16 protein-coding genes, 1 pseudogene and 1 riboswitch are annotated in these 17,602 nt (G+C 77.1%); of the genes and pseudogenes, 11 read left to right on the forward strand and 6 right to left on the reverse strand.

The genetic code is table 11. From position 1 onward, the window contains the following. Positions 1-315: ROK family protein (locus ABEB16_RS02115; RefSeq protein WP_345710624.1), on the forward strand; the 315-nt coding region annotated here is incomplete at its 5' end. Between the two features lie 27 nt (positions 316-342). On the opposite strand, the gene ABEB16_RS02120 is transcribed toward ABEB16_RS02115, so the two are convergent. Then, positions 343-801 carry a DUF4383 domain-containing protein gene (locus tag ABEB16_RS02120; protein ID WP_345710625.1) on the reverse strand — a complete coding sequence of 153 codons (459 nt, stop codon included), beginning with the start codon at positions 799-801 and terminating at the stop codon, positions 343-345. 114 nt (positions 802-915) lie between these two features. Further along, positions 916-1,013, forward strand: a riboswitch (TPP riboswitch). On the opposite strand from ABEB16_RS02120, the gene thiM reads away from it, so the two are divergent. The 3 genes from thiM (at position 1,006) to thiD (ending at position 3,322) form a co-directional block, all read left to right on the forward strand. After that, positions 1,006-1,836 (forward strand): hydroxyethylthiazole kinase, encoded by an 831-nt coding sequence (gene thiM, locus ABEB16_RS02125; protein WP_345710626.1) that lies wholly within the window; start codon positions 1,006-1,008, stop codon positions 1,834-1,836. Its footprint overlaps the riboswitch before it by 8 nt. Beyond that, positions 1,833-2,504 (forward strand): thiamine phosphate synthase, encoded by a 672-nt coding sequence (gene thiE / locus ABEB16_RS02130; RefSeq protein ID WP_345710627.1) that lies wholly within the window; start codon positions 1,833-1,835, stop codon positions 2,502-2,504. The genes thiM and thiE overlap by 4 nt, the downstream gene beginning before the upstream one ends. Then, positions 2,501-3,322, forward strand: a complete 822-nt coding sequence (gene thiD / locus ABEB16_RS02135) for a bifunctional hydroxymethylpyrimidine kinase/phosphomethylpyrimidine kinase (RefSeq protein WP_345710628.1) — start codon at positions 2,501-2,503, stop codon at positions 3,320-3,322. The genes thiE and thiD overlap by 4 nt, the downstream gene beginning before the upstream one ends. Before the next feature lie 80 nt (positions 3,323-3,402). Here thiD and ABEB16_RS02140 read toward each other — a convergent pair. Then, positions 3,403-3,956, reverse strand: a pseudogene (locus ABEB16_RS02140) (isochorismatase family protein). A 118-nt stretch (positions 3,957-4,074) separates the two neighbouring features. On the opposite strand from ABEB16_RS02140, the gene ABEB16_RS02145 reads away from it, so the two are divergent. Beyond that, positions 4,075-4,344: a glutaredoxin domain-containing protein gene (locus ABEB16_RS02145; RefSeq protein WP_345710629.1), complete on the forward strand. Its 270-nt coding sequence runs from the start codon at positions 4,075-4,077 to the stop codon at positions 4,342-4,344. A 67-nt stretch (positions 4,345-4,411) separates the two neighbouring features. On the opposite strand, the gene ABEB16_RS02150 is transcribed toward ABEB16_RS02145, so the two are convergent. Further along, positions 4,412-5,227, reverse strand: coding sequence for a shikimate 5-dehydrogenase (locus tag ABEB16_RS02150; RefSeq protein ID WP_425560086.1), 816 nt, complete (start codon positions 5,225-5,227; stop codon positions 4,412-4,414). Between the two features lie 171 nt (positions 5,228-5,398). On the opposite strand from ABEB16_RS02150, the gene ABEB16_RS02155 reads away from it, so the two are divergent. Together ABEB16_RS02155 and ABEB16_RS02160 are read left to right on the forward strand one after the other, a co-directional pair. Then, positions 5,399-7,381, forward strand: coding sequence for an APC family permease (locus tag ABEB16_RS02155; protein ID WP_345710630.1), 1,983 nt, complete (start codon positions 5,399-5,401; stop codon positions 7,379-7,381). Positions 7,382-7,474: 93 nt separating this feature from the next. Beyond that, entirely contained in the window at positions 7,475-7,753 is a 279-nt protein-coding gene (locus ABEB16_RS02160; protein ID WP_345710631.1) for a hypothetical protein, read from the forward strand. Positions 7,754-7,796: 43 nt separating this feature from the next. On the opposite strand, the gene ABEB16_RS02165 is transcribed toward ABEB16_RS02160, so the two are convergent. From ABEB16_RS02165 to ABEB16_RS02175, 3 genes are read right to left on the reverse strand one after another with little or no spacing between them, the layout of a single operon-like run. Then, positions 7,797-8,540, reverse strand: a complete 744-nt coding sequence (locus tag ABEB16_RS02165) for a cupin domain-containing protein (RefSeq protein ID WP_345710632.1) — start codon at positions 8,538-8,540, stop codon at positions 7,797-7,799. Next, positions 8,537-9,481 (reverse strand): DUF6807 domain-containing protein, encoded by a 945-nt coding sequence (locus ABEB16_RS02170; RefSeq protein ID WP_345710633.1) that lies wholly within the window; start codon positions 9,479-9,481, stop codon positions 8,537-8,539. Before ABEB16_RS02170 ends, ABEB16_RS02165 begins: the two co-directional genes overlap by 4 nt. After that, on the reverse strand, positions 9,478-10,632 hold the full coding sequence (locus ABEB16_RS02175) for a Gfo/Idh/MocA family protein (protein ID WP_345710634.1): 1,155 nt from the start codon (positions 10,630-10,632) through the stop codon (positions 9,478-9,480). The genes ABEB16_RS02170 and ABEB16_RS02175 overlap by 4 nt, the downstream gene beginning before the upstream one ends. 206 nt (positions 10,633-10,838) lie before the next feature. On the opposite strand from ABEB16_RS02175, the gene ABEB16_RS02180 reads away from it, so the two are divergent. The 4 genes from ABEB16_RS02180 to ABEB16_RS02195 all read left to right on the forward strand — a co-directional run. Continuing rightward, on the forward strand, positions 10,839-12,395 hold the full coding sequence (locus tag ABEB16_RS02180) for a CYTH and CHAD domain-containing protein (protein ID WP_345710635.1): 1,557 nt from the start codon (positions 10,839-10,841) through the stop codon (positions 12,393-12,395). 48 nt (positions 12,396-12,443) lie between these two features. Beyond that, positions 12,444-13,715 carry an acetate/propionate family kinase gene (locus tag ABEB16_RS02185; protein WP_345710636.1) on the forward strand — a complete coding sequence of 424 codons (1,272 nt, stop codon included), beginning with the start codon at positions 12,444-12,446 and terminating at the stop codon, positions 13,713-13,715. Positions 13,716-13,724: 9 nt separating this feature from the next. After that, on the forward strand, positions 13,725-15,839 hold the full coding sequence (pta, locus tag ABEB16_RS02190) for a phosphate acetyltransferase (RefSeq protein ID WP_345710637.1): 2,115 nt from the start codon (positions 13,725-13,727) through the stop codon (positions 15,837-15,839). A 203-nt stretch (positions 15,840-16,042) separates the two neighbouring features. Next, on the forward strand, positions 16,043-17,602 hold a 1,560-nt coding region (locus ABEB16_RS02195; protein WP_345710638.1), incomplete at its 3' end, for a DEAD/DEAH box helicase.

Genomic DNA, 17,602 nt, shown 5'->3' on the forward strand with positions numbered 1-17,602 from the left:
ATGAGCGCCGGCGGCGACGCCCGGGCCGCGGCCCTGGTGCGGGAGGCCGGCCGCCGCATCGGGCAGGTCGTGGCCACCCTCGTCTGCGTCGTCAACCCCGGCGTCCTCGTCGTCGCCGGCGACCTGGCCTCCGCGGCGCTGCTCACCGGGCTGCGCGAGGGCCTCTACCCGCTGTCGCTGCCCCGCGCGACCCGCCACCTGCGGGTGGAGCTGACCCGCCTGGGGGAGCGCGCCGCGGTCGTCGGCCTGGCCCACCTCGTCACCGACCGGGTGCTGGCCCCCGCCGCCGTCAACGCGCGGCTGGCGGGCGGCTGAGGCGGCGCCCGGCCGCCGGCCCGGGTCTCAGCGCAGCTCCGCCGTCGAGGGCCGGCGCTCGGTGCGCACCGGCACGAAGGCGATGATCAACCCGAGCACCGCGAGCAGGCCGTGGAGGACGTCGTCGGGCTGGTTGAGGTTGAGCACGTCGTTGTGCGGCTCGTTGCGCGTCGTCAGGCCCAGCACCAGCGCCCCGGTGTAGCCGACGAACAGCACCACCCCGTACCAGCGGGCGAGCACCGCCCTGCGCCACATCACCAGCCCCAGCGCCCCCAGGGCCAGGTGCACGACGTTGTGCAGCGGGTTGAGCGACAGGCCCAGCAGGGTCTGCTCCTGGTCGTGCTCCGTCCAGCCGGAGAACCCCGTCACGAAGAACCCCGCCAGCCCGATCAGCACGAAAGCCGCACCCGCGATGAGGGACAGCCACTGCCCCGCCGTGCGGGTGGGCAGGTTCGTCGTGGCCCGGCCCGACATGTTGAGACTCACGTGGTACCTCCCCCGCGGCCGGCGGCCGTCGCCGACCCTCCCAGGGGCAGTGCCCGCCCACCGGCCGCGCGAAACGCGCTGCGAGCCCCCCGGCGAGCGCCCTGCTACGGTGCGCGTGCTGACACGGGGTGCCCCGCACGCGCGGGGCTGAGATCACACCCGTCGAACCTGATGCAGGTCGTGCTGCCGGAGGGATGTCACAGGATGAGTGCCGCAGTTGTGCGCCGTGCCCCGGCCGAGCCCGTCGACGCCCGGGCGGTGGCCGCCGCGCGGGAGGCGCTCACGGGCGCGGCCCCGCTCGTGCAGTGCATCACCAACTCCGTCGTGCAGACGATCACCGCCAACGCGCTGCTGGCGGCGGGAGCCGCGCCGGCCATGGTCGACAACCCCCACGAGGCCGCCGCCTTCGCCGCCGTCGCCTCCGCCGTCCTCGTCAACGTCGGCACCCCCACCGACGACACCGCCCGCGCCATGCGGCTGGCGGCCGCCGCCGCCGCGCAGCACGGCACCCCGTGGGTGCTGGACCCGGTGGCCGTCGGGGCGCTGGGGTTCCGCACCCGGCTGGCGGGCGAGCTGCTGGAGCACCGCCCGGCCGTGGTGCGCGGCAACGCCTCGGAGGTGCTGGCCCTCGCCGGTGCCGGCGGCGGCGGGCGCGAGGTGGACTCCACCGCCGCCCGCGAGGACGCCGCCGAGGCCGCCGGGGCGCTGGGGATGAGCACCGGCGCCGCGGTCGCGGTCCCCGGGGACGTCGACGTCGTCACCGACGGCACCCGCACCGTCCGCGTCAGCGGCGGCGACCCGCTGCTCACCCGCACCACGGGGGCCGGCTGCGCCCTCGGCGCGGTGAGCGCCGCCACCACCGCCGCGGTCGTGCTCCCGCTGCTGGCCGCCGTCGCCGCGCACGTGCACGTCGGCCTGGCCGCCGAGGTCGCCGCCGAGGTGTGCGGCGGACCCGGGTCCTTCGCGATCGCCTGGCTCGACGCGCTCGACGCCGTGGGGCCCGACGCGGTGCGGGCCGGGGCCCGGCTGGCGTGAGGGGCCCGCGGCCCGCGGACCTGACGCTCTACCTCGTCACCGACACCCACCTGGCCGGGGCGCGCGGCGTGCCCGACGTCGTGCGGGCCGCCGTGGCGGGCGGGGTGAGCGCGGTGCAGGTGCGCGACAAGGACGCCTCCCGCCGCGAGCTGCTGGCCCTGGTGCGGGCCGTGCAGGACGCCGTCGCGGGCACCGGGGTGCCGGTGCTCGTCGACGACGCCGTGGACGTGGCGCTGCTGGCCGGCGCCGACGGCGTGCACCTCGGGCAGGACGACCTGCCGGTGCAGGAGGTGCGCGCCCTCCTCGGGCCGGACAAGCTCCTCGGGCTGTCCGTCTCCACGCCCGGGCAGGCCCGCGCCGCCTGCGCGCTGCCGCCGGGCACCGTGGACCACCTGGGGGCCGGCCCGGTGTGGTCGACGGCGACGAAACCGGACGCCGCGGCCCCGCTCGGGCTGGACGGCCTGCGCGAGGTCGTGGCCGCCAGCGCCCTACCCGTCGTCGCGATCGGCGGCATCGGGGCCGCCGACGCCGAGGCGGTGCGCGCCACGGGTGTCGCGGGCATCTGCGTCGTCTCCGCGGTCTGCGCCGCGCCGGACCCGGCGGCCGCGGCCCGCGCCCTGCTGCCCACCTCCCCTGCCGGTCCGAGCGCCCCCGGAGGAACCCCGTGACCGCCCGCGTCGCCCTCACGATCGCCGGCAGCGACCCCAGCGGCGGCGCCGGGATCCAGGCCGACCTCAAGACCTTCAGCGCGCTGGGGGCCTACGGCACGGCGGTGCTGACCGCGCTCACCGCGCAGAGCACCCGCGGGGTGCGCGGCGTCCACGCGGTGCCCCGGGAGTTCCTGCGCGACCAGCTCGACGTGCTGCTCGACGACGTCGGCGTGCACGCCACGAAGATCGGCATGCTGGGCAGCGCCGCGCTCGCCGCGGAGGTCGCCGACGTGCTGCGCCGCCGCGACGGCGGCACCGTCGTCCTGGACCCCGTCATGGTCGCCACCAGCGGCGACCGCCTCCTCGACGACGACGCCGTCGGCGTCCTCACCGGCGAGCTGCTGCCCCTGGTGGACCTGGTGACGCCCAACGCCCCCGAGGCGGCGGTGCTGCTGGGGCGGCAGGCCGCCACCGACGTCGACGGCCTCGTCGCGCAGGCGGAGGAGCTGCGCTCCCGCGGCGCCCGGGCGGTGCTGCTCAAGGGCGGCCACCTCGGCGGCGGCGAGAGCGTCGACGTGCTCACCGACGCCACCGGCACCCGGCTGCTGGCCCGCGAGCGCCTCGACACCCCCCACACCCACGGCACCGGCTGCACGCTGTCCGCGGCGCTGGCCGCGCTGGCGGCGGTGCGCGGCGCGCCCCGGGGCGGGGACTGGTCGGAGGTCGCCGAGGCCGCCCGCGACTACCTGCACGCGGCGCTGCTGGCCGGCCGCGACCTCGGCGTGGGCGGTGGCAGCGGCCCCGTGCACCACTTCCCGGGCTGGTGGCCGGCGTGACGGCAGGGGTCGCTGCGCGTTCGACCCGCAGGCGTGGGCGCACCCGCTGGTGCCGGTGGCGCTGAGGTGCCCGCCGGGCGTCAGGCCGTCGCGGCGAACTCCACGTCCGCGGCCGCGGCCGTCCCCGCGGTGCGCCCCGGCGCCGTCTGGTACGACCAGTACAGGTTCGTGTGCGCGATCACCTGCGCCGGTGGCGGTGCGCCCCACGCGGTGAGGTCCTCGGTGGTGTGGGCGTCGGCGACGAGCACGGTGTCGTAGCCGCGCACCAGCGCGCCGTGCAGCGGATGCAGCCGTCGGACTGCGCGCCCGCGACGACGAGCCGCCCCACGCCGAGCCGCGCCAGCACCCCCTCCAGGTCGGTGGCCTCGAAGGAGTCGCCGTAGGACTTGTGCACGACGGGCTCGCCGCCGTCCGGCGCCAGCTCGGGCACGATCCGCCACGCCTCCCCGCCCCGCGGGACCTCCTCGCCGGAGTGCTGCACCCACACGACGGGCACCCGGTGCTGCCGCGCCCGCTCCACCAGGCCGCGGATGGTGGCGACGACGGTGTCGCGCTCGTGCGTGCGGGCGACGACGCCCCGCTGCGCGTCGACGACGAGGAGCGCGGTGTTCGGCCGGTTCTCCAGCGTGGTCACGGTCCGACGCTAGCCCGCCCCGCCGACAGCGTGCGGCCCGCTCCGGGCGCGGAACGTCCCCCTCGCGCAGCGTGAGCAGGTGCTTCCGGGAACGCCGCGGCGCTCCTAGCCTGGTGGGATGGACGCACCCGGCAGGGCCGAGGCCGACGACATCCCCGAGGTGTTCTGGCGGCCCGGCTGCCCCTTCTGCATGAAGCTGCGCGTGGACCTGAAGCTGCGCCGCGTGCACGCGCGCTGGCGCAACATCTGGGAGGACCCCGCCGCGCGGGAGTTCGTCCGCTCCGTCAACGGCGGCGACGAGACCGTGCCCACCGTGCGGCTCGGCTCCACCACCCTGACCAACCCGCCCGGCTCGAAGGTCGCGGCGCTGGTGCGCGCCGGCCGCTGACGCCGCGGCGGGGACGTCCGATCGCGCGACACGGCGCGTCGCGGGCGGGACGTCCCCGCCCCGTGCCCTACGCCGTGGCGCGGGCGAACTCCGAGGCCGCGCGGACCTGCTCCGGCGTGGGCCGCACCCCGGTGTACAGCTCGAACTGCCCCGCCGCCTGCAGCGCCTGCACCTCCACCCCGGTGATCGTGCGCAGGCCGCGGGCGCGGGCCCGGCGCAGCAGCGGCGTCTCCGCCGGGGTCGCGACCACCTCGAACACCGTCTCGGCGGCGTCGACCGCCTCGCCCGGCACCGGCAGCTCGTCGGCGCCCGCGCCACCGGCCATGCCGACGGAGGTGGCGTTGACGATCAGCCGGGGGCGCGCCGCGCCCAGCCCGGGGGCCCAGCCGTAGCCGTAGCGCTCGGCCAGCTCCCGGCCGGTGGCCTCGTTGCGCGCCACGACGGTGCCCCGCTCGAACCCGGCGTCGCGCAGCGCGGCGACCACGGCCTTGGCCATCCCGCCGCTGCCGCAGACCGCGAAGTCCGCACCGGCCGGCACCCCGTGCTCGGCCAGCAGCTGCGCCACGGCCGCGTAGTCGGTGTTGTGCGCGCTGAGGTGCCCGTCGTCGTTGACGATCGTGTTCAGGCTGCGGATGACGTCCGCGGAGTGCTCCACCACGTCGACGAGGGCGAGGGCGTCCTCCTTGAAGGGCATCGAGACGCTGCAGCCGCGGATGCCCAGACCCCGCACCCCGGCGATCGCGGCGGGCAGGTCGGACGTCGTGAACGCCTTGTACACGAAGTCCAGGCCCAGCTCGGCGTAGAGCCGGTTGTGGAACCGGGTGCCCAGGTTGCTCGGGCGCGCGGCCAGCGAGATGCACAGCCGGGTGTCCTTGGACGGCATGGCGATCGGGGGCGAGTCGGCGTGGGTCACGGCCCAGATCCTCCCGCACCCCGCGACCGACCCGGTGCCCGCCCGGTGCCGGGCCGCGCCCGCGGCCGGTGGTGGTTACGGTTCCGCAGGCACCCGGTGGGCGCCCGCCGCAGGACCCGTGCAGAGACGAGGACACCCAGCATGAGCACGAGCCCCGACTTCGCCGTCCCGGCCCAGGTGCCCTCGCCCACCCCGCCGCGGCCGCCGGCGCGGGGGGTGAAGGGGTGGCTGCTGGCCCACCGGGTGGCCCCGCCCGGCCCGGTGGCGGAGGAGGGGCACGCGGTGCCGCAGGCGTGGTGGAAGGTCATGTGCCTGACCGGCGTGGACTACTTCTCCACCCTCTCCTACCTGCCGGGCATCGCGGCGGTGGCCGCCGGGGCGCTGTCCCCGCTGGCGACGCTGCTCATCGTGGCGCTCACCCTGCTGGGGATGCTGCCGATGTACCGGCGGGTGGCCGCGGAGAGCCCCCACGGGCAGGGTTCGGTCGCGATGCTGGAGGACCTGCTGCCCTTCTGGCGGGGCAAGGTCTTCGTCCTCGTGCTCCTCGGGTTCGTCGCCACGTCGTGGATCATCACGATCACGCTGTCCAGCGCCGACGCCACGGTGCACGCCCTCGAGAACCCCTACCTGCCCGAGGCGCTGCACGGGCACGCCGTCGGCATCACCGTCGTGCTGCTCCTCGTCCTCGGCGGGGTCTTCCTGCTGGGGTTCAGCGAGGCCGTGGCGGTGGCCATCCCGCTCGTGGCGGCCTTCCTGCTGCTCAACGCGGTCGTCGTCGGCGCGGGCGTGGCCGAGCTGCTGCGCGACCCGGCGCTGCTGGAGGGCTGGACGCAGCGGCTCACCGCCGGCGGCTCCGGGTTCTCCGACGTCGTCGTGCCCGCGGTGCTCGCCTTCCCGCTGCTCGTGCTCGGCCTGTCGGGGTTCGAGACCGGCGTGAGCATGATGCCGCTGGTCGCCGCCGAGGGCGCCACGCCCGCCGAGCGCCTCGCCGCGCGGGTGCGCAACACCCGCAAGCTCCTCACCGCCGCCGCGGTCGTCATGAGCGGCTACCTCGTCGCGACGAGCTTCGTGACGACCGTGCTGATCCCCGAGGAGGCCTTCGAGGAGGGCGGGGAGGCCGCCGGGCGGGCCATGGCCTACCTGGCGCACGAGCACCTCGGCAACGCCTTCGGCACCGCCTACGACGTCTCCAGCATCCTCATCCTGTGGTTCGCCGGCGCCTCCGCGATGGCCGGGCTGGTCAACATCGTGCCGCGCTACCTGCCCGGCTACGGCATGGCGCCGGAGTGGGGCCGTGCCGTGCGGCCCGTCGTCCTCGTCTACACCGCGGTCTGCATCCTCATCACCGTCCTCTTCGAGGCCGACGTCGACGCGCAGGCCGGTGCCTACGCCACGGGGATCCTGGCGATGATGGTGTCCGGCGCCGTCGCGGTGGCCGTCTCCAGCGCCCGCAAGCGCCGCCGCCGCGCGACCGCCGCCTTCGGCGTCCTCACCGCCGTGCTCGTCTACGCGCTCGTGGAGAACATCGTCGCCAAGCCCGACGGCATCGCGATCTCGGCGTTCTTCGTCGCCGGCATCGTCGTCATCTCCCTCGTCTCCCGCGTCAGCCGCACCACCGAGCTGCGCGCCGAGCGCATCGAGTTCGACGAGACCGCCCGGCGCCTCATCGGCGAGTCCCTCGCCTACGACGGTGCGCTGCACCTGATCGCCAACCGCCCCGGTGTCGGCGACGAGGCGGAGTACCGGGCCAAGGAGGCCGCCGTGCGGGGGATGAACCCCGTGCCGGGCCGGGCCGACGTGGAGTTCCTCGAGGTGGAGGTCGTCGACCCCTCCGCGTTCAGCGACGTGCTCTCCGTGCGCGGTGTCGAGGTGGGCCCCTACCGGGTGCTGCGCATGCGGGCGCCCGCCGCGCCCAACGCCATCGCCGCCCTCCTGCTGGCGCTGCGCGACGCGACCGGGGTGCGCCCGCACTGCCACTTCGAGTGGTCCGAGGGCAACCCGCTCGGTCACCTGATGCGCTACCTCATCCTCGGCCGGGGCGACACCGCGCCGGTGGTCCGCGAGATCCTGCGCACCGTCGAGGCCGACCCGGCCCGGCGTCCCGGCATCCACGTCGGCGGCTGAACCCGCTGCGGGGCAAGGCAGGTGCCGGGTGGGCGCGTGCGCCGGGCACGACCTCGCGGGAGGATGCCGGGCGAGGAGGGGAGGGTGCGTCGGATGGGACGAACCGTGCGGTGGGACGACCGGTCGCGCACGTCCGCGGTGCTGCTGGTGAGCGCGGCCCTGGTCGTGGTCGGCGTCGCGGCCATCGTCGTGATGGCCTGGCAGCCGTGGACCACGTGCCCCGGGGAGGCCGACGGTGCGGGCGGCGGCTGCTCCGGCGCCGGGAGCCCCTGGGGTCTGCAGCTCGCCGCCAGGCTGACCGCAGCGCTCGGGCTCGCCGGACTGGTCGGCTCGGTCGTGCTCGCGACCTCCATGCGCCGGTCACGACGATGACCGGCGGGCCGGGCGGCTGGACCGCCGCCCGGCCCGCACCCGGTCAGCCGATCGGCGCCGCCTGCGGTCGCACCCGGTCGTAGGCGGTGAGGAAACCGCACATCCCCAGCGTCCGCTCCGGCGCCCCGAGCTGGTGCACGGCACCCGCGGCGAGGTGACCTGCCTCGCCGCGGGCGAGGGCGTCGAGGTGCTCGCCGGTGGTGCGGGCCGCCGCCGCGGCCCCGGCCTCCCAGCGCCGGCGGAACTCCGGCAGCCGGGGTGCGACCAGGGCCGCGGCGGCCGCGTGGAACTGCGCCAGCGCCCCGGTGTCACCGGCCTGCGTGCGCCGCACCAGCTCGCCGAACCCGGCCACGGCCAGGTCGCGGCGGGCCCGGGCGCGCTCGGCGGAGGGCTGCCCGTCGGGACCGAGCAGCGAGGCGGCGCGCTCGTAGGCGTCCCGGTCCACGAGGTGCTCCGGCGGGAACGTCAGCACCGCGTCGCCGGCCTCGGGCAGACCGGAGTTCTGCATGAGGACCACCACCCGCAGGCCGTCCTGCTGCACCGCGCGGTGGATCGTGCCCGGGGTGAACCACACGACGTCGCCCGCGGCCAGCGGGGTCCGCCGGAAACCCGCCGAGGACAGCGTGTGCAGCTCGCCGGTGCCGGCGACGACGACGTAGCCCTCCGCGCAGCAGGTGTGCACGTGCGGGGAACCGCCGTGCAGCCCGTCCGCGGTGGGCCAGGGGTAGACGTCCAGGCCGCTGATGCCGACCGCGCCGGGGAACTCCGGCACGCCGCCGGCGCTCACGGCGCCAGCTCCGCGGCGAGGGCGCCCACCTCCGCGGCGTCCAGGACGCGGGAGCAGACGACGAGGCGGTGGCGCAGCCGCAGCGCGTCGCCGGGGGCGAGCACCACCTCCTCGTCGAACGCGTACGACGGCGCCACGGCGGGGAAGGGGTCGTTGCGCACGAACCACTTCAGCGGGACGTCGCGGTCGGCGCCGGCCGCCCCGGCCACCGCGGCGCCACCCGCGAAGAACAGCAGCGTCGCGCCGCCGTCCACCTCGTCGTGCTGGCCGGAGTACGCCAGCCACGGCGAGCTGGTGCCCATGGCGTCGGGGCCCCGGCCGTCGGCGGCGGTGACCGCCCCGCCGGTGAACCCCCGCGGCCCGCGCCAGAACCAGCCCGTGTAGCCGGCGTCCGGGCGGCCGTTCGTCGTGGGGCTGCCCAGGACGAGGTCCGCCCCGCGGGTGTTGCGGACGTCGGAGGCCACGTCGAGCACCCACAGCCCGCGGTCGCCGTCGACGCCCGAGAAGCGCAGCGAGCGCTCCTCCGCGGCCCACTCCTCGCCGCCGGCATTCAGCCAGGTCAGCCGCTCGCGCACCTCGACCGCCCCGTCGGCCCCGTCCGGGCCGGCGGCGTCGAAGGAGTCGTGGCGCATGCTGCCCACGTTGTCCAGCGGGATGTAACCCTGCCCGTGGACGTAGGTGTTGCCGCCCCAGAGGTTCTGCCCGGAGACGTCGGTGGCGGTCATCTGCAGGCCCTTGTGCCAGCGGTGGTCGTGCGGGCGGAACGCGCTGACGGCCGCCCCGTCGAGGGTGCGCAGCGGGTGCAGGTACGGCTTGCGGGCCTCGAACGCGGCGTAGTCCGCCGCGTGGACGTAGGTGGCGATCGGCACGTCGTGCGCGGTGACGACCAGCCGGCCGGGTTCGGTGCCCAGGGCGAGGGCGCCCGTCGCGGTGGCGGTCACCGGGCCACCCCCGCCGCGACCGCCGCGTCGCCGAGCAACGCCGCCGGGTCGCCACCGTGCATGGCCGCGTGGAACGGGTCGCCCGGCACGAGCTCGTCGCGGCGCACGGGACGCCGCCGCGCCGCCGAGGCGTAGATGCCGGCGACGAGCTCCAGGGTGCGCCGGCCGTCGTGGCCGCTGCCCGGCGGCCGCACCCCCTGGCGCAGCGCGGCGAGCACCTCGCCCAGCTGTGCGCCGTGGGAGCTGGGCTCGTCGGTGGCGGGGTGCCAGGCGGCGATCCGCCCGGGGTCGCTCACGTGCGGGGCCGGCGTCCACGTCCAGTCGTCGTTGCGGTAGCCGTAGAGGTGGCTCAGCTCCACGGTGGCGTCGGTGAAGTCGAAGCGCAGGTAGCTCTCCTGCCGCGGGGACAGCACGCTGTTGACGATCGTGACCAGCGCCCCGCTCTCCAGCCGCACCAGCGCCGCCGAGACGTCCTCGGTCTCCACGTCGCGGTCCAGGCGCGCGGTGACGGCGGTGACCTCCGCCCAGTCGCCGAGCACCCACAGCAGCAGGTCCATCTGGTGGATGCCGTGGCCCATCGCGGGCCCGCCGCCCTCGGTCTCCCAGCGCCCGCGCCAGGGCACGTCGTAGTAGACGGCGTCGCGGTACCAGAGGGTGTTGCAGACGGCGACGAGCGGGCGGCCCAGCTCACCGGCGTGCACCTGCCGGCGCAGCGCCCGGGCGGCGGAGCCGGTGCGCTGCTGGAAGACGAAGGACGCGTACGGGCCGCCGCTGCCCTCGGGGCCCTCGGCGGCGGTCATCGCGTCGTGCTCGGCGAGGCTGAGGGCCGGCGGCTTCTCGCACCACACCCAGGCGCCGGCGCGCAGGGCGGCGTCGACGGCGGTGGCGTGCGCCCCGGGCGGGGTGCAGATGACGACGAGGTGCGGGCGGTGGCGGGCGAGGGCGGCGTCGAGGTCGGTCCCGGCGTCCGGCACGTCCCAGCGGTCCGCGACGGCGCGGGCGCGCTCGGCGTCGACGTCGACGAGGGCGACGACCTCGACGTCGGCGGCGTGCTCGCGCAGGGCGGGCAGGTGGGCGCCGTCGGCGATGCCGCCGGCTCCGACGACGACGACCCGCACGCGCTCGGCGGGGTCGAGGGGGGTGGACGGCACGGTTCCTCCAGCGGCGGCGGTGGCGGCGACCCGGACGGCTGGTCCGGTAAGCGCTTGCCATCGTTGGCCGCCCCACCGCCCACGTCAAGGGGACCCGCCCGGGGGGCCGACGCTGCGCCCGTGATCCACCACGCAGCGTTCACGCGCCTCCGCCGACCGTGACCGCGACCAGCGCGGAGGGCGCCGCTGCTGGTACCTATGTCCCCATGCCGGACCTGCACCGCGAGCTCGAAGCGAAGTACGACCTCGACGACACCTCCGAGCTGCCGGACCTGGCGGGCCCGCTCACGCAGGCCCTGGGCACCACCGTCGTCGAGGGCGCGGTCGCCGAGCACGTCCTGGAGGCCACCTACTTCGACACCGCCGACCACGCCCTCGCCGCCGCCCGCATCACGCTGCGCCGGCGCAAGGGCGGCACCGACGCGGGCTGGCACCTCAAGCTCCCCGCCCCCGACGGCGCCCGCCAGGAGGTCCGGCTGCCGCTGGGCCGCGCCACCAGGACCGTCCCCGCACCGCTGCGGGCGCTGGCCTGGACCCGCACCCGCGGCGCCGCCCTCGTGCCCGTCGCCACCATCACCACCCACCGCTCCGTGCGCACCCTCCTCGACCCCGACGCCCGCGTCCTGGCCGAGGTCGCCGACGACCGCGTCGAGGCCCGCCGGATGCTGCCCCTGGCCGGCAGCGGCAGCGCCGTCACCGCGCCGCAGACCTGGCGGGAGCTGGAGGTCGAGCTCGTCGACGGCGACGCCGACGTGCTCGCCGCCGCCGCCGACGTCCTCGCCGCCCACGGCGTGCGGCCCGCCGCCACCGGCTCCAAGCTCGCCCGCGTCCTCGGCGACGCCGTCCCGCAGCCGGCCCCCCGCAAGGCGCTGACCCCCAGGTCCGGCGCCGGGGCCGTCGTCCTGGCCCACGTCGCCGCCCAGGTCGAGGCCATCGCCGCGCAGGACCCCCAGGTCCGCCTCGACGCCCCCGACAGCATCCACAAGATGCGGGTGGCCACCCGCCGGCTGCGCAGCGCCCTCAAGACCTTCCGCCCCCTCTTCCGCGAGGAGGTCACCCGACCGCTGCGCGAGGAGCTGAAGTGGCTGGCCGCCGAGCTCGGCGCCGCCCGCGACGCGGAGGTGATGCGCGAGCGGCTGCTGCGCGCCGTCGCCGCCGAGGACCCCGCCCTGCTGCTCGGGCCCGCCGGGCAGGGGATCGACGCGCCGCTGTCCCAGGCCTACGCCGACGCCCACCGGGCCGTCGTCGCCGGCCTCGACGGCGAGCGCTACCGCGCCCTGCTGGGGCAGCTGCACGCCTTCGTCGCCGAGCCCCCCTTCACCGGCCGCGCCCGCCGCCGCGCCCGCGAGGTGCTGCCCGGCCGCGTCGCCAAGAGCTGGAAGCAGCTGGCCGGCCTCGTCGAGCGCGCGGGCGCCGCACCCGCCGGCCCCGAGCGGGACGTGCTGCTGCACGAGGCCCGCAAGGCCGCCAAGCAGGTCCGCTACGCCGCCGAGGCCCTCTCCGGGGTCTTCGGCGCCGACGCCACCGCCCTGGCCGGGGCCGCCGAGGCCGTGCAGGAGGTCCTCGGGGAGCACCAGGACTCCGTCGTCACCCGCCAGCGGCTGCGCGAGCTGGCCGCCGCCACGGACTCCCCGGCCGCGGCCTTCGCCCTCGGGCGGCTGCACGCCCTGGAGGACGCGCACGGCGAGCGCACCGAGCACCGCTTCGCCGAGGTGTGGGCCCGGGCCTCGCACCGGTCGCTGCGCCGCTGGCTGGCGCGCTGAGGCCCGCGCAGGTGGCCGCCCCGCCGCCGAGGCGGTAGGAAGAGGAGCGTGCCGCAGCAGCAGGGGACCCCCGACGAGGGAGCCGTCCTCGTCCTCAACTGCGGCAGCTCCTCCGTCAAGCTGGCCCTCGTCGACCCGGTGAGCGGCCGGCGCCGGCTCTCCTGCCTCGCCGAGCGGGTCGGCACCCCCGACGCCCTCGTGCGCACCACGCGCCACGACGGCGGCGGCGCCGGCGCGGGCACCGCCGAGACCCGGCCCGAGGACACCTCCCCGCGCGGGGTGCTGGCCGCCGTGCTCGCCGAGGTCGGCGACGACGTGCCGCTGCTCGGCGCCGGGCACCGCGTCGTGCACGGCGGCGACCGCTTCAGCTCCTCCGTGCGCGTCGACGACGACGTGCTGGCCGGCATCCGCGAGGTCGGGGCCCTGGCGCCGCTGCACAACCCCGCCAACCTCGCGGGCATCGAGGCCGTGCGCGAGCTGCTGCCCGGCCTCGGCAACGTCGCCGTCTTCGACACCGCCTTCCACCAGAGCATGCCCGAGCGGGCCTTCCGCTACGCGGTGCCCGAGCAGTGGTACGCCGACCACCAGGTGCGCCGCTACGGCTTCCACGGCACCAGCGTCCGCTTCGTCAGCGCCCGCGCCGCGGACCTGCTGCAGGCGGGGCGGGGGGAGCCCGCCGGGCCGCTGCGCCTCGTCGTGGCCCACCTCGGCAACGGGTGCAGCGCCACCGCCGTGCTCGACGGGCGCAGCGTCGACACCACCATGGGCCTGACCCCGCTGGAGGGCCTGGTCATGGGCACCCGCTCCGGCGACGTGGACCCCGGGGCGCTGGCGCACGTCGCCGCCCGCACCGGCGCCGGCGTCGAGGAGCTGGTCGGGCAGCTCAACTCCCGCTCCGGGCTGCTGGGGCTGTCCGGGCTGGGCAACGACGTGCGGACCCTCGTGCAGGCCGCCGACCGGGGCCACCCCGGGGCGCGGCTGGCCCTCGACGTCTTCGCCTACCGGCTCGCCAAGCACGTCGGCGCGCTCCTCGTGCCGCTCGGCGGTCTCGACGCCCTCGTCCTCACCGGCGGCATCGGGGAGAACGCCGTGGGCGTGCGCAGCCGGCTGCTGGCGCTGCTGGGGCACCTCGGGCTCGTCGAGGACGCCGCGGCCAACGCCGTGCACGGCCGCGGCGCCGAGCCGGCCGGGCGCATCAGCGCGGCGCGGCAGGCCGGCCCGGTCGCCCTCGTGGTGCCGACCGACGAGGAGTGGCTCATCGCCCGCGACACCGCCGACCTCGTCGCCGGCGCCGCGCCCGCCCGGACCGCGCTGCGCTGAGGGGACCCGATGGCCCGCACCCTGCTCCTCGTCCCCACCGGCCACGGGACGGGTCTGACGTCGGTGTGCCTGGGCCTGCTGCGGGCCCAGGACTCCCGCGGCGTGGACGTCGGCTTCGCCAAGCCGCTGGGCCAGCCCCGCCGCGGCGGCGAGGGCCCGGACCGCTCCGCCGCCCTCGTCCGGCTCGTCACCAGCCTGGAGCCGGCCGAGCCCGCCCCCGCCGCGCACGTCGCCGAGCGCCTCAGCCGCGGCGACCTCGACGACCTCATGGAGGAGGTCGTGGCCGCCGTCGAGCCCGTGCAGGCCCGCCACGACGTCGTCGTCGTCGAGGGGCTCGTGCCGTCGGGGGAGCAGGTGTACTCCGGGCGGGTGAACCTGGCGCTGGCCGCCGCCCTCGACGCCGACGTCGTCCTCGTGGGCTCGGCCTCGGCCGCCGCCGTGCGCTCCGGCGAGGTGGCGGGCGAGGCGGAGCGGATCGCGGAGGACATGGCGATCGCGGGGGGCACCTACCGGGCGGGGGAGGGGGTGCGGGTCGTCGGCGGCGTCGTCAACCGCTGGCCGGTGCCCGCCGACCCCGACGTCGCCACCACGGCCGCCGCGGACCTGCGCGCGGCGTGCGAGCGGCGCGGCATCCCCCTCGTCGGGGTGGTGCCCGCCCGCACGGAGCTGACCTGGCCGCGGGTGTGCGACCTGGTGCGCGCCCTCGACGTCGACGTCATCACGCCCGGGGAGCAGGACCGCCGCATCGAGGAGGTCGTGGTCGCCGCCCAGGCCGTGCCCGGGATGCTGCCGCTGCTGCGCAAGGGCCGCCTGGTGCTGGTGCCCGGTGACCGCCACGACGTGGTGCTCTCCGCGTGCCTGGCCGCGCTCAACGGGGTGCGGCTGGCCGGGTTGCTGCTCACCGCCGGGGTGGTGATGGACCCGCGCGTGGCGGAGCTGACCCGCGCGGCGGCCGCCACGGGGCTGCCGATCCTGCTGTCGCCGGTGAGCACGTACGAGACGGCCTCGGCGGTGCGCGACCTGGACCCGGAGGTGCCCGTCGACGACGCGGACCGGGCGCTGGCCGTCACCGGCACGGTCGCGGAGGCGCTGGACCCGGCGTGGCTGGCCGGCCTGCCGACGCCCTCCCACACCCCGCGGCTGTCCCCGGCGGCGTTCCGGCGGCGGCTGACGACGCTGGCGCGGCAGTCGGTGCGGCGCATCGTGCTGCCGGAGGGCAGCGAGCCCCGCACCCTGCAGGCCGCGGCGATCTGCGCCGAGCGCGGCATCGCGCGCCCGGTGCTGCTCGCGCCGCCCGCGGAGGTGGCGGCGGTGGCCGCCGGGCTCGGGCTGGAGCTGCCGGCGGGGGTGGAGGTGCTGGACCCGGCCGCCCTGGTGGACCGCTACGTGGACGTGCTCGTCGCGGCCCGCCGGCACAAGGGGATGCAGCCGGACGTGGCGCGGGACACGCTCGCCGACACCATCTGGCTGGGCACGACGATGCTGGCGGCCGGTGACGTCGACGGCCTCGTGGCCGGGGCGGTGCACACCACGGCCGACACGGTGCGCCCGGCGCTGCAGGTGGTGCGCACCAAGCCCGGCGCCCGGCTGGTGTCGTCGGTGTTCTTCATGTGCCTGCCCGACGACGTCGTCCTGTACGGCGACTGCGCGGTGAACCCCGATCCCGGGCCGGAGGACCTCGCCGACATCGCGCTGCAGTCGGCGGCCTCGGCGCGGGCGTTCGGCATCGACCCGCGGGTGGCGATGATCAGCTTCTCCACGGGCAGCTCCGGGTCGGGGGAGGCGGTGTCCAAGGTGGCCGAGGCCACCCGCACCGCCCGCGAGCGCGAGCCGGACCTCGTCATCGACGGGCCGCTGCAGTACGACGCGGCGGCGGTGGCGTCGGTGGCGCGCAGCAAGGCGCCGGGCTCCCCGGTCGCCGGGCGCGCCACGGTGTTCGTGTTCCCCGACCTCAACACGGGCAACACGACGTACAAGGCGGTGCAGCGCAACGCGGGCGTGGTGAGCATCGGGCCGATGCTGCAGGGGCTGGCGAAGCCGGTGAACGACCTCTCGCGCGGGGCGCTGGTGGAGGACATCGTCTACACGATCGCGCTGACGGCGATCCAGGCCGCCCGCGGCTGAGCGCCCGGGACGATCACGGGAAGAGCCCACGCGTCACGGCTGTTACCCTGGTGGCGACGGTCCACACCGTCCACTCTGCGGGCGAGCCGCCCGCGAGGTCGCTTGAGTCACCTCCCCCGACGCTGTCGCGCGCCGCACGTGCGCGCCTGGGAGCGGGGGCCGACCGCGTGCGGCCTGCTGACCCACGTGGAGTTCCTTCCCGCATGCCCTCGTACGACGCACGTCCCTCCGAGTCCCGCAACTACCGCGGCGGCTACCGCTCCGACGACTCCCGCGGCGAGCGCCGCCCCTCCGGTCCCCGCTCCTCCGGCGGCTACCGCTCCGGCGGCGGCTACAGCGGTGGCGGCCACGGTGGCAGCAGCGGCAGCTACGGGGGGTCCAACGGCTACCGCGGCCGCCGCTCCGGCCCGCCGCGCAGCCCCCGCTCCTTCGCGCCGTCCCCCACCGAGCAGGCCCTCGACGCCGCCCAGCTCATCGAGGTCCCCGAGGCCACCTTCGCCGAGCTGGGCCTGCCCGCCGAGCTCGTCGGGGCCCTGGAGCGGCGCGGCATGACCGCCCCGTTCGCCATCCAGGCCCGCGTGCTGCCCGACGGCATCGCCGGGCGCGACATCCTGGGCCGGGCCAAGACCGGTTCCGGCAAGACGCTCGGTTTCGGCCTGCCCCTCATCGCCGGCCTCGCGCGCGGCGACCGCAGCCGCGTCGCGGGCGCCCCGCGCGGTCTGGTGCTCGTGCCGACCCGCGAGCTGGCGATGCAGGTCGCCGACGCGCTGCGCCCTCTGGCCGACCCGCTCGGGCTGCGCCTGGCCTGCGTCGTCGGCGGCGTGCCCTACGCCCGCCAGATCGCGGCGCTGCAGCGCGGGGTGGACATCCTCATCGCCACCCCCGGCCGGCTCACCGACCTCGTGGAGCGCCAGGCCTGCACGCTCGCCGAGGTGCGCGTCACGGTGCTCGACGAGGCCGACCACATGGCCGACCTGGGGTTCCTGCCCGGGGTGCGCGCCATCCTGGAGCAGACTCGCGCCGGCGGTCAGCGGATGTTCTTCTCCGCCACCCTCGACCGCGGCGTCGAGCAGCTCGTCACGGACTTCCTCACCGACCCGGCGTTCCACTCGGTGGCCCCCGAGCCGGAGGCCACCGGCAACATGGAGCACCGCGTCTTCGCGCTGCGCCCGCACGACAAGCTGTCCGTGATCACCGAGATCGCGATGCGCCCGGCGCGCAGCATCTACTTCGTGCGCACGAAGCTGGGCGCCCAGCGCCTCGCCGACCAGCTGCGGGAGGCCGGCGCCCCGGCCGAGGCCATCCACGGCGACCTGCGCCAGGCGCAGCGCTCCAAGGCGATCGACGCGTTCGCCGCGGGGGAGACCCGGGTGCTGGTGGCCACCGACGTCGCCGCGCGCGGCATCCACGTCGACGACGTGGACCTGGTCGTGCACGTCGACCCGCCGAACGACCACAAGGACTACCTGCACCGCTCCGGGCGCACCGCGCGCGCCGGCGCCAAGGGCACGGTGCTGGCCATCGCGCTGCCGGACCAGGTCCGCCGCTACGGCTGGCTGCACCGCGACGCGGGCGTCACCGCCACCACCGAGCACGTCGCGGCCGGTGACGAGACGGTGCGCGCCGTCGCGGAGTCCGGTGAGCCCGTGGTGGTCAAGCCGCGGCGCACCTCCGAGGGCCGCGGTCCCCGCGACGGCCGCGGCCGTCGCGGCCCGCGCCCGGAGGGCCAGGGCGGCCGCTACGGCCGGGACGGCCGCAGCGGC

It is taken from the genome of Kineococcus glutinatus, from assembly GCF_039542765.1.
In the GTDB taxonomy this organism is placed as follows: domain Bacteria; phylum Actinomycetota; class Actinomycetes; order Actinomycetales; family Kineococcaceae; genus Kineococcus_A; species Kineococcus_A glutinatus.

Bases quoted from the DNA above. Each gene is read 5' to 3' on its own strand.
- thiM (WP_345710626.1), top strand. From the start codon at position 1,006: ATGAGTGCCGCAGTTGTGCGCCGTGCCCCGGCCGAGCCCGTCGACGCC.
- ABEB16_RS02145 (WP_345710629.1), top strand. From the start codon at position 4,075: ATGGACGCACCCGGCAGGGCCGAGGCCGACGACATCCCCGAGGTGTTC.
- ABEB16_RS02150 (WP_425560086.1), bottom strand. From the start codon at position 5,227: ATGCCGTCCAAGGACACCCGGCTGTGCATCTCGCTGGCCGCGCGCCCG.
- ABEB16_RS02155 (WP_345710630.1), top strand. From the start codon at position 5,399: ATGAGCACGAGCCCCGACTTCGCCGTCCCGGCCCAGGTGCCCTCGCCC.
- ABEB16_RS02160 (WP_345710631.1), top strand. From the start codon at position 7,475: ATGGGACGAACCGTGCGGTGGGACGACCGGTCGCGCACGTCCGCGGTG.
- ABEB16_RS02180 (WP_345710635.1), top strand. From the start codon at position 10,839: ATGCCGGACCTGCACCGCGAGCTCGAAGCGAAGTACGACCTCGACGAC.
- pta (WP_345710637.1), top strand. From the start codon at position 13,725: ATGGCCCGCACCCTGCTCCTCGTCCCCACCGGCCACGGGACGGGTCTG.